Source organism: Halanaerobiales bacterium (assembly GCA_035270125.1).
GTDB lineage: Bacteria > Bacillota > Halanaerobiia > Halanaerobiales > DATFIM01 > DATFIM01.
Map to the genome: position 1 here is coordinate 1 of DATFIM010000176.1, position 12,268 is coordinate 12,268.

Sequence of the window (12,268 nt, forward strand, 5' to 3'; positions counted from 1 at the left end):
TTTTAGAAGCTGATGATCCAGATAAAGACATTTATTTATATATAAATAGTCCAGGTGGTTCTGTAACAGCTGCTCTGGCAATGTATGATACTATTCAGTATATCAAGCCTGATGTAGTTACTATAGGTATGGGACAGGCTGCAAGTGCTGGTGCTTTACTACTTGCTGCTGGAGCTAAAGGTAAACGTTATGGTTTGCCTTATTCTAGAGTAATGATTCATCAGCCTGCTGGTGGAGTTCAGGGAAAAGCAACAGAAGCTGAAGTTCACATTAAAGAGTTAATGAGAATCAGAGAAACTTTAAATGAACTTTTAAGTAAACATACAGGTCAGTCTAAAGAAAAGATTGCTGCTGATGTAGAAAAAGATTATTTTATGACTGCTGAACAGGCTGTTGACTATGGTATTATTGATGAAGTAATTTCTAGAAATGACCTTCAGAAAAAGAAGGCCGAAAATAAAAAAGAAGATAAGGAGTAACTCTCTCTAAGAGGTGATATAATGTTCAAGTTTGGCGATGAAAAAGGACAATTGAAATGTTCATTTTGTGGTAAATCACAGGATCAGGTAAAAAAATTAGTAGCTGGACCTGGGGTATACATTTGTGATGAGTGTATAGAATTATGTAATGAAATTATAGAAGAAGAATTAAATGATGACTTAGAATTTACCTTACAAAGTATTCCAAAACCAAAAGAGATAAAAGATATACTAGACCAATATGTTATTGGACAGGAAAGAGCTAAAAAGACTTTATCTGTAGCAGTTTATAATCATTATAAACGTGTAAATTCTGATATGAAAATTGATGATGTTGAACTACAAAAAAGTAATATCATGTTAGTTGGACCTACTGGTTGTGGTAAAACATTAATGGCTCAAACCTTAGCTAGAATACTTGATGTTCCTTTTGCTATAACAGATGCTACTTCTCTTACAGAAGCTGGTTATGTAGGTGAAGATGTAGAAAATATTCTTTTAAAATTAATACAGGCAGCTGATTATGATGTTGAAAAAGCTGAAAAAGGTATAATATATATTGATGAGATTGATAAAATTGCTAGAAAATCAGAAAATCCATCAATTACTCGTGATGTATCTGGAGAAGGTGTACAACAGGCTCTTCTAAAAATACTTGAAGGAACTGTTGCCAGTGTACCACCTCAGGGTGGAAGAAAACATCCTCATCAGGAGTTTATACAAATTGATACTACTAATATTTTATTTATAGCTGGTGGAGCATATGATGGACTTGATAAAGTAATTAAAAATAGAATTGATAGTAAAGTAATGGGCTTTGGTGCTGATATTCAAACTAAAGAAGAAAGTGCAAATATAGGAGATACTTTAAAACATATTCTTCCACAGGACCTATTACACTATGGTCTTATTCCTGAGTTTATAGGAAGAATGCCTGTAATTGCTACTTTAGATCAGCTTGAAGTTGAAGATTTAGTTGAAATTCTTACTGAACCTAGAAATGCTCTTGTAAAACAATATGAGAAGTTCTTTGAAATGGATGATGTCGAGCTAGAATTTACTCATGAAGCTCTAAAAGCTATTTCAGAAAAAGCATTATCTAGAGGTACAGGTGCTCGTGGACTTAGAGCAGTTGTTGAAGAATCAATACTAGATATAATGTATGATCTTCCTTCAGATAGTGATATTACTAAATGTGTTATTACTGAAGAAGTAATAAAAGATGGGAAAGATCCAGATTTAATTAGAATAAATGAACAAGAAGAATCTGCTTAGATTGAAATAATTTTGATGGAGGAATGGTAGGGTAATAGCACCTCACTTATGAGGTGTTATTATCCCTTTTCTTTATTATGAAGGATTAAAATTAGTTACCAAGAATTATTTATTTAGAGAGGTGTTTAATATGCCAAAAGACATAGATTTTGAAGATATTGAAATAAAAGAAGAACAGGATATAGATTTGGATGATGAACTTGAATTGCCATTACTGGCATCAAGAGGAATAGTAGTATTTCCTAATATGGTAATACCACTTTTAGTTGGTAGAGATAAATCAATTGAAGCAATAGAAGAAGCTATGATGAGAGATAAGAAAATATTTATTGCTTCTCAAAAGAAAGAAGAGATTGAAGACCCTGATGAAGATGATATTTATAGGGTTGGTACTATTGCTGAAGTAAAACAATTAATAAAACTTCCTAATGGGATGATTAAAGTTATAGTAGAAGGTCTAAAAAGGGCTGAAATACTTGAATATTTAAGTAAAGAAGAATATTTTTCTGTTCATGCAAATGTATTTAATGATCTGGAAAAAGAAGTTGATAATGAATTAAAAGCTTTGATGAGAACAGTAGTAAATGATTTTCAGGAATATATTAAATATAATAAAAATTTACCTGCTGAAATAATGATGACAGTAACAAATATAGAAAAAGCTGGTAGACTTGCAGATATTATATCTTCCCATATGGAACTTAAGTTTAAGCAGGAACAAAAATTATTGGAATCAATAGATGTAGAAGAAAGATTGGAAAAATTACTGGAAATTTTAAAAGATGAAATAGAAATTTTACAGATTGAACAGCAATTAAATAAAAAAGTAAGAAAACAGGTTGAAAAAACCCAGAAAGAGTATTATTTAAAGGAAAAAATGAAAGCAATAAAAAATGAACTTGGTGATGGAGAAGAAAATAGTGAAATAAAAAAATATAAGGAAAAAATGGAAGAAATTAATCTTCCAGAAGTTGTAGAAGAAAAATTAAGTGAAGAAATCGAAAAATTAGCGAAAACTCCTAATATGTCACCAGAAGCTACAGTTATTAGAAATTATCTTGATTGTGTTTTAGATTTACCCTGGGATCAGGAAAAAGATGATAAAATTGATCTTAGTGAAGCAGAAGATATTTTAAATGAAGACCACTATGGCCTGGAAGATGTAAAAGAAAGAATACTGGAATTTTTAGCTGTTAAAAAAATAGCAAGTAAGAAAAAAAGTCCTATTTTATGTCTGGTAGGTGCTCCGGGAGTAGGTAAAACTTCATTAGGTAAATCTGTAGCTAGAGCCCTAAATAGAGATTTTGTTAGATTATCTTTAGGTGGAGTTAGAGATGAAGCCGAGATAAAAGGGCACAGAAGAACCTATATTGGATCCAGACCGGGTAGAATTATTAATGCAATGAGAGATGCCGGTAGTAAAAATCCAGTATTTTTACTTGATGAAGTTGATAAAATGTCTGCTGATTTTAGAGGAGATCCAGCTTCTGCACTTCTTGAAGTATTGGACCCTGAACAAAATACTGATTTTTCTGATCATTATCTAGAATTACCTTTTGATCTATCTCAGGTTTTATTTATTACAACTGCAAATGTAACCCAGACTATTCCTGCACCACTACTGGATAGAATGGAACTAATTCAGCTTCCTGGCTACACAGAACACGAAAAAACTAAAATAGCTCAAAATTATCTAATTCCTAGAATTATTGATGAACATGGACTTTCTGAAGACCAAATAAATATTTCTGAAAATGCAGTAGCAAAAATAATTCAAAATTATACCAGAGAAGCAGGAGTTAGAGATCTGGAAAGAAAAATTTCTGCTATTACGCGAAAGGTAAGTAAAGAAATTATCGAAGGAAGAGATAAAACTGCTCGTATCTCAACCAGAAGTTTAGAGAAATATTTAGGAGTTCCTAAATACAAAAACAAGGAAAGTGAAAAAGAAAATAGAATTGGGGTTGCTACTGGTATGGCCTATAATCAGGCCGGTGGCGATATTTTAGATATAGAGGTTGCTGTTTTACCTGGTAAAGGTGAATTAACTTTAACAGGTTCTTTAGGAGATGTAATGCAGGAATCTGCTAGAGCGGCTTTAAGTTATATTCGATCAAAAAATAAGGAACTTAATTTACCTGATGATTTTCATAAAGAAAATGATATACACATTCATGTTCCTCAAGGAGCAGTTCCTAAAGATGGTCCTTCAGCAGGAATAACTATTGCTCTGGCTGTTGCTTCAGCTTTAACTGAAAGACCGATAAGAGGAGATTATGCAATGACAGGTGAAATTAGTTTAAGAGGTAGAGTTTTAGCTGTAGGTGGAATAAAAACAAAAATTCTAGCTGCCAGAAGAGCTGGTATAACTAATATAATTTTACCTGAAAAAAACGAAAAAAATCTAAAAGAAATACCTGATAGAGTAAAAAAGGATATTAATATTGAATTTGTAGATCATATGGATGATGTTTTAGAATTGATTCTTCTGGAGGGCAGTAAAGATGAAAATAAATAATCCAGAATTTGTAATTAGTGCTTATGGATATGAAGATTATCCTGACCATAATAAAGCAGAGATAGCATTTGCCGGCAGATCTAATGTCGGCAAATCATCTCTTATTAATATGTTAGTAAGAAGGAATAAGTTAGCAAGAACCAGTTCAACACCTGGAAGAACACAAAGTATCAATTTTTATAATATTGATAGAAAATTTTATTTTGTTGATTTACCAGGTTATGGTTTTGCAAAAGTTCCTAAAAACGTAAAAGATGAATGGGGAGAATTAATAAATGATTATTTATATCACCGTGATAATTTAGAAGGGATTGTAATGATTGTTGATTCTCGTCATAAACCTACATCTGATGATAAACAAATGCTTAAATGGATTCGATCTTTTGATATTCCATTTATAATTGCTGCTACAAAAGCTGATAAATTGACTAATAATAAAAAGAAAAAACAGGAAAAATTAATTAAAAATGAATTAAATTTATCTGAAAATGATAATTTTTGTCTTGTTTCTGCTAAAACCCAGGAAGGCAAAAATAAATTATTTTCTTTTATTGGAAAGGTAAGTGGTCAGTTCAAATAATTATTTAATAATTTCAGGAGAAGGTGTTTATTATGGATGATAAAGCTTATACTAAATCATTTGCAAGCATTTACGATCAAGTTATGGATAATGTACCTTATGATTATTGGTATAAATATCTAATAGATATCCTGGATTATTATAATAAAAAACCACAAAAAGTTATTGATCTGGCCTGTGGAACTGGGAATATGACTTACCGCTTTGCTGAAAGAAATGCTTGGGATCTTTATGGTGTTGATATATCTCAAGAGATGTTGGAGATAGCAAGACAAAAGGAAAATAAAAAAGATGTTAATGTAAAATTTTATCAAAAGGATTTACGCAACTTTTCTCCTGATCAAAAATTCGATTTAGCTTTTTCTCTTTTTGATAGTTTAAATTATATTTTAGAATATAAAGATTTAAAGAAAATATTTGATAATACCTATAATTTTTTAAAAAGTGATGGTTTTTTTATTTTTGATATGAATACTATAAAAAGATTAATGAATATTAATTCTGGTACTATGCTTTTAAAAGGTGAAAATTATTCCTGTTTTTGGCAGGATATCATAGATAAAGAAAACAGGATATGGAAAGTTAAATTAAAAATATATTTTGGCGAAAATAGAGTAAATTATTATGAAGAAGTTCATAAAGAAACTTCTTATCCTATCCAGGATATTATTGCTGCTCTTAAATGGGCTGGATTTAGTGAAGTTGAAGTTTTTAGTGCTTATACCTTTAATAAAGCAAAAGAAAGTGACAATAGAGTTTATTTTGTAGCCTCAAAAGGATTACTAAAAAAAAATAATAAATTGCTCAATCAACTGAGTAAGAAATTTAAGTGGAATATAATTAAGACATTTATTTTATAATAAAAATATTTCATTAAAAAAGGCAGTATCATTTTTAGATACTGCCTTTTACTATATTTACATATACTACATATTCTTATTTGTTATTTAGTATCTACAACTTTTTGTAGATCTTCATCTTTATTTTTAGGACGGTTCCAGATCATCTTTTTAAGCCAGGGTAAGATGTAATAGTCAAGACCAAATGTACGTCCTGAACCAATTAACGCTATTGAACCAAATAGGAACCAGTATAAAGGACTTACATGACCTGGGAAATCACTGGAATAGTGAGGATATTGACCTGCTAATAAAAAGTTAATTGACATTCCAGCTGATCCTAAGGCGCCTAGAGTTGTAAATATACCAAATAAAAGAGATACTCCCATACCAAGCATACCTAATACAACTAAATACTGAAACAATAATGGGAATTGAAAAACCGTATTTTCAGTAATGGTTACATACCAACCAACTGCATAATCACCAATAGGAGAGGCAGTAGATCCGGATACTAAATAATCACCTGATGCTAACCAACCATCTCTTATTTTCGTATAAGCTTCATAGATCCAAATTCCACCTGTAAATATTCTAAGTAAAACCACCCAGAGAGCTCTTTTCGAAACACTTAAGTGATCAAATAGCTGGGCTACAAGGCCTTTTTTGGAACCCTGTTCTTCTAAATAATTTGAAATGAAATTAAATCCTTCTTTAATTCCACCAAGCTCAATTCTATAATACATATTTACCATATGCTTCATTAAGAGAGCAGGAACACCTTTTAGCGACATTCCCATAACTTCTGCTACTGCATATTTACTACCAATAGAAACCATAATACCATGGAAATTAGGTTCAAACTCTTCTTTTTCCTGACCTTTTATATCTGCTGCTATATTTTTAGCCGCACATTCACCTGTTTGCATTGCAGCTTCAACTAAAGCAGGTAGGATATCATCATCACCATTTTTCCAGGGAGCAGCTGCATTATCTCCTACTGCATAAACCTCAGGATGATTTTCAGTTTGTAAATATTCATTTACTTTTACTCTTTTCCCTCGACTTGTTTCAAGTCCTGATTTTTGAGTGAATTCAGAAGACTCTACTCCACAGGCCCAGATAATAGTATTAGCTTCAATTATTTCCCCATTTTGTAATTCCAGTTTGTTTTCTGATATTTCAGTTACAAAATCACCAGTTTTAATACGTACATCATTTTTCTTAAGATATTTTTTGGCTTTTTTAATGGATTTTTTATCAAGACTGGGCAATATGTCGTCAAGCCCCTCTACATTGTAGAGCTCAACTTCACTTCTGGCAATATCATATTTTTTGGCAAATTCATCAACCCAATCGATTAATTCTCCTACCATTTCTACACCGGTGAAGCCACCACCACAGACTACAAAACTTAGTAATTTCTTTCTTTCTATGGGGTTATCAGTTATTCTTGCTTCCTGAAATGACTTTTCAACCTGTTCTTTAATCTCTAATGAATCCTCAATAGACCATAAAGTTAAAGTGTGTTCCTCCACTCCTTTAACACCACAATCACTAGGTTTACTTCCAGTACCCATTATTAAATAGTCATAATCATAGTGATGTTCATCTGATTTCAATTTTTTATTGTCCAAATCAATATCATTAATATCATCTTTAATTAAGTTTACTTTAGTAGAAGAGAAGATTTTATCTAAATCAACTTTTACAGCATCATCTTCTATTCTATTACCGGCAACTTCATGAATTTCTGTTAATAAAGTATGATATGGATTTTTATCAATAAGGGTAATAGTTACTTCATCATTTTTTTTGAAAATTTTGTGTAATTTTTTGCCGGCTGCAACCCCTCCATAACCGGCTCCAAGGATAACAATATTTTTACTCAATTAGATCCCTCCTAAATATAATTTAATTAAATATTGTGTATTTTTTATCAAAAGAATTTAAAAAAAGTTTATTTAATTAACAAAAAGAAGTTAATTAAATTCTCGAGTAATTAACTCTACATTTTTATTATAGCATATTTAAATAAAAAAGCAAGATTAAATCTTTCGTTTGCTTTTTATTGTGAAATATTTTATAATAAATGTAAGTTGAAATGACAGATATTCTTTTTAAAAAAACTTTTATGAACATTTGATATTAACGTTTGTTTAAAGTTAATTTTTTTTGAAAAATTATTTATTTTTTTAAGAGAAAGTAGAGTGTTTTGCTTATATTTTTAATTATTTTTGTCAGTTGAGATAATTTTATTGCTATTTAGTTGAAATAGAAATAAAAAATGATAAAATAATTTATAAAGAAATTTAGATGTTACTAAAAAAGGGTGAAATTAATGTTTAAAAAAAGAAATATAATTTTATTTGTTATCATTATAACATTATCAATAACAATAGTTGGTTGTCAATCAAGTGAAAAAGATAAAACTAACATAAATTCGGGAAATAACATCACAAAAGAAAAAAGCAGTGAATTTTTGATGGATACCAAAGTTGATATGCAGGTTTATGGTGAAAAAGCTCAGGAAGTTATAAATAATTCTTTTGTAAGAATGAGAGAAATTGAAAATGAAATGAGTAAAAATATTAAAAAAAGTGAAATTAGTAAAATAAATAATAATGCTGCTAATCAGTGGGTAAGAGTTTCTAAAGATACCTTTAAAGTAATAGAAAAAGCTTTAGAATATGCGAGATTGACTAATGGTAGATTTGATCCTACAATTGGGCCTTTAGTTGAACTTTGGGGTATAGGCACAAGTGAAGCCAGGATACCTTCTGCCGGTGAAATTGAAAAAACTAAGAAATTAGTGAATTATAAAAATCTAAAATTAAATAAAGAAGATAATAGTATCAAATTTGAAAAAGAAAATATGAAAATTGATTTAGGTGGAATTGCCAAAGGTTATGCTGCTGATGAAGTAAGAAATATAGTAAAAAATGCAGGAATAGGAAGTGCTTATGTAAACTTAGGGGGGAATGTTCTAGTAATTGGTGGTAAAGAAGATGGTACTCCCTGGAAAATTGGTATACAGGATCCCCGGGAGGCTAGAGGTTCGGTAATGGCCAGTCTGGAAATAAGGGACAAGACTGTTGTTACATCCGGTAATTATGAAAGATATTTTAGAAAAGATGGAGTTCTATATCATCATATTTTAAATCCTGAAACTGGCAAACCAAGCAGAAATGAACTTCTTAGTGTAAGCATTATTTCTAAAGATTCCTTTGAAGCAGATGTGCTTTCTACCAGTGCTTTTATACTTGGAAGGAAAGAAGCATATGATTTCATTAAACATAGAGAAGGTATTGAAGCAATTTTTGTAACTAAAAATAATAATGTGTATTTGACACCAGGCTTAAAAGGGAAAGTAGAAATATTAGATTCTGACTTTAAGTTAACAGAAGGTGATTAATTGTGTGGAAAAACAAAAAATATAAAGACATTAAAAATAAAGTGGATGAAAGAATTTTAAAAATAACAGCAAATAAAAATGAAATAATCCAGGAGGCAGTTACTGATTTAGTAAATGCTGGTGGTAAGAGACTCCGACCAATTCTAGTTATACTGGCTTCACGTTTTGGAGAAATTGAAGATGAAAAAGTTTATAATATTGCAGCCGGAATAGAAATAATTCATATGTCAACTTTAATTCATGATGATATTATAGATGAAGCTGATTTAAGACGAGGAGAAAAAACTACTCATAAAAGATTTGGGAAGAAAATGGCTGTCTTTATTGGAGATTATTTGATATCAAGAACTTTAGATATTTTTGAAGATAATTTATCAAAAAAATCACGAAAAAAACTTAATAAAGTTGTAAGTTTGATTTGTGAAGGTGAAATAAAACAATTTCAAAATAAAAATAATATAGAAATAAGTACTTTAGATTATTTTAGAAGAATAAGAAAGAAAACAGCTTTACTTTTTGGATTAAGTATGTATATAGGTGCATATGAAAGTGGAATAAGAGGAAAAAAATTTAATCATCTTTATAATTTTGCGATAGAAATGGGGATGGCATTTCAAATTGAAGATGATTTATTAGATTTTCAGGGAAAAGAAGATATTACTGGAAAAAATGTAGGTAAAGATTTAGAAAGTGGTATTTATACTCTTCCGGTTGTTTTACTTTTAAACAATAAAAAGACAAAAGAAAAGACAAAAGAAATTTTAAGAAATGAAAATAAAGTAATAGCTAGAAAAAAAATAATTGAACTTATTAACAAGTATGATATGATAGGGGAGAGTAGATCAATTGCTGAAAAATTTGTTAAAAAGGCAAAAAATAATTTAAAAGAACTTCCAGATAATAAAACTAGAAAGTTTATATTAAAAATTATGGAAAGACAGATTGATAGACGTTATTAAAAGTTGAGAAAATTAAAATTATCAATTTTTATTTTAGGCTCACCAAAATTTATTCAATTTGGTGAGCTTTTTCTATGTTTTTTTAACTGATAAAATGTAAAAATATTAAGAAAATTAAAGGAATTATAAATTATATGTTGAATTATATTCATATTATCTAATAATAATTTAAATAATAATAAATAGAAAAGTAATTGAAAGATTACTTTTTGAAATTTTGAATATTTTAAATTTAAGGACTTGATTTATTATTTAAAAACATAATTTAAGGGGGGGATATTTTTGCTTAAAATTATTAAGGAACAGTCAAAATTGGTATTGTTTTTGTCAAGTGTTTTATTAGTAGGTTTAATTCTGTCAGGTTGTGATAGTGGTAGTCTATTAAATGATGAGTATACTTTAACTATTAATGTAGAAGGAGAAGGAACAGTTGACCCAGCAGCAGGAAAACATGATTTTGAAGAAGGAACACTTATTGTATTAGAAATAACTCCAGATAAGGACTATAAATTTAAAGAATGGTCTGGAGATAATAGTGATGAGGTTGTATATGATAAAAAAGATGACAAATATAATTTGTTGATGAATTCAGATAAAGAAATTATAGCTGTTTTTACAGATATAGGAAATACAGATTTTAAAATAATCACTGCCATAGAAGAATTAGAAGAAATAACTGTTGAATATGGTACATTATTTAAAGATTTAAATCTTCCAGAAACAGTAGAAGTCACTTTAGATGATGATAGTAAAGAAAATATTTCAGTAACCTGGAGTGAAGATGATTATAATAGTAAAAAAGTACAAAAACAAAGTATTACAGGTGAACTTACTGATCTACCAAATAATATAACTAACCCTTATAATTTAACTGTTTCAGCAAATGTTGTTCAAGAAGATAACACAAGTCCAGTAGATGTTAATCCTGAAATGGTAGCAGTGCCAGCAGGAACAGCTGCAAATGGAACTACTTCAATAAGTTATAATATAGAAGTAGGTAAATATGAAGTAACTCACGCCGAATATATCGTTTTTTTAAATAATGCAGGAGTAGCTTCAGATGGTAGTTATGAAGGAGAAGAAGTAATAGATATGGATGATAATGCCTGTGCAATAGGCTATTCTGGAAACTTCTATTTTGAAGGTAATAATTATGCAGAAAGTGAAGATAATCCATTGATAGAAGTAACCTGGTATGGAGCTGTAGCTTATTGTAATTGGTTAAGTGAACAAGAGGGATTGACTCCAGCTTATAATTTAAGCAATTGGGAGTTAACAGATGATCCTCAAAACTTAGAAGGTTACAGATTGGCAACAGAAATAGAATGGGAGTATACAGCTCGTGGTGGTAAAGATGGAAGTCCAACAATTTATTCTGGTAGTGATAATGTAGATGAGGTGGCCTGGTATGAAGATAATTCGGGAGATAAAACACATATAGTAGGAGAAAAAGAGGCCAATGAACTCGGTATATTTGATATGTCAGGTAATGTGTTTGAATGGACTAACACCCTTGATGGTTCTAAGCGAGTTTATCGTGGTGGTAGTTGGTACTACAATGCATACAATTGTAGAGTTAGCCGTACTGTTAGTAACAGTCCATATTATAGTAGTACCAGTATCGGTTTTCGCCTGACCAAGACAAATTAATAGTTTTATAGTTTATTAAAATATACTTTATAGAATATTATACAATAATTTTACTGATTAAGATAAGAAAATAGGAGCATTGGATAATTAAATGCACACAGTAAAAATAAATTAGACACATACCAGCGCCTTTTATATAATGTTATCAACCACAATAACAAAAGGAGGCGCCGAATATGTGTCTAAACAATTATACCACAAAAAACAAAAAAGGAAAACACCTAATCTGGGAAGATAGAAAAATTATTGAACATTTATTTAATATTCAAGACAAATCCAAAAAAGAAATAGCAAAGGTAAAGTTAAGCTATTAAATTCTGATTATTCAACTAGAGATGAATATGTAGCTCAAAGAGCTCAAGAAGTATATGATAGAAATGCTACAGCAAAAGGACCTAAAATAAAAATAGCGAAAGATCATGAACTGGCAGACTTTATAGAGGAAAAAATAAAAGAGGAGAAATGGTCTCCAGAGGTAATAGCTAATAAAATAAAAGAAAAAGATAGATTTGATATTGATCTACATTATAAAACAATTTATAACTATATTGAT

General features: G+C 29.8%; 9 protein-coding genes. 8 read left to right on the top strand and 1 reads right to left on the bottom strand.

Annotated features, from left to right (window positions below):
* The 5 genes from VJ881_09240 to VJ881_09260 form a co-directional block, all read left to right on the top strand.
* Positions 1-479: ATP-dependent Clp protease proteolytic subunit (locus tag VJ881_09240; protein ID HKL76236.1), on the top strand; the 479-nt coding region annotated here is incomplete at its 5' end.
* A 21-nt stretch (positions 480-500) separates the two neighbouring features.
* Positions 501-1,754, top strand: coding sequence for an ATP-dependent Clp protease ATP-binding subunit ClpX (gene clpX, locus VJ881_09245; protein HKL76237.1), 1,254 nt, complete (start codon positions 501-503; stop codon positions 1,752-1,754).
* A 130-nt stretch (positions 1,755-1,884) separates the two neighbouring features.
* Positions 1,885-4,272 (top strand): endopeptidase La, encoded by a 2,388-nt coding sequence (gene lon / locus VJ881_09250; protein ID HKL76238.1) that lies wholly within the window; start codon positions 1,885-1,887, stop codon positions 4,270-4,272.
* Entirely contained in the window at positions 4,259-4,852 is a 594-nt protein-coding gene (yihA, locus tag VJ881_09255) for a ribosome biogenesis GTP-binding protein YihA/YsxC (protein ID HKL76239.1), read from the top strand. The genes lon and yihA overlap by 14 nt, the downstream gene beginning before the upstream one ends.
* A gap of 32 nt (positions 4,853-4,884) precedes the next feature.
* Positions 4,885-5,712, top strand: coding sequence for a class I SAM-dependent methyltransferase (locus tag VJ881_09260; protein HKL76240.1), 828 nt, complete (start codon positions 4,885-4,887; stop codon positions 5,710-5,712).
* 83 nt (positions 5,713-5,795) lie between these two features.
* Here the strand turns inward: VJ881_09260 and VJ881_09265 are convergent, their stop codons facing one another.
* On the bottom strand, positions 5,796-7,583 hold the full coding sequence (locus VJ881_09265) for an FAD-dependent oxidoreductase (GenBank protein HKL76241.1): 1,788 nt from the start codon (positions 7,581-7,583) through the stop codon (positions 5,796-5,798).
* Positions 7,584-8,032: 449 nt separating this feature from the next.
* Between VJ881_09265 and VJ881_09270 the strand changes: the two genes are divergently transcribed.
* From VJ881_09270 to VJ881_09280, 3 genes are all read left to right on the top strand, one after another.
* Complete coding sequence (locus VJ881_09270) at positions 8,033-9,106, top strand: FAD:protein FMN transferase (protein ID HKL76242.1); 1,074 nt, start codon at positions 8,033-8,035, stop codon at positions 9,104-9,106.
* 2 nt (positions 9,107-9,108) lie between these two features.
* Positions 9,109-10,065: a polyprenyl synthetase family protein gene (locus VJ881_09275; protein ID HKL76243.1), complete on the top strand. Its 957-nt coding sequence runs from the start codon at positions 9,109-9,111 to the stop codon at positions 10,063-10,065.
* A 282-nt stretch (positions 10,066-10,347) separates the two neighbouring features.
* On the top strand, positions 10,348-11,715 hold the full coding sequence (locus VJ881_09280) for an SUMF1/EgtB/PvdO family nonheme iron enzyme (GenBank protein HKL76244.1): 1,368 nt from the start codon (positions 10,348-10,350) through the stop codon (positions 11,713-11,715).
* Positions 11,716-12,268 lie beyond the last annotated feature (553 nt).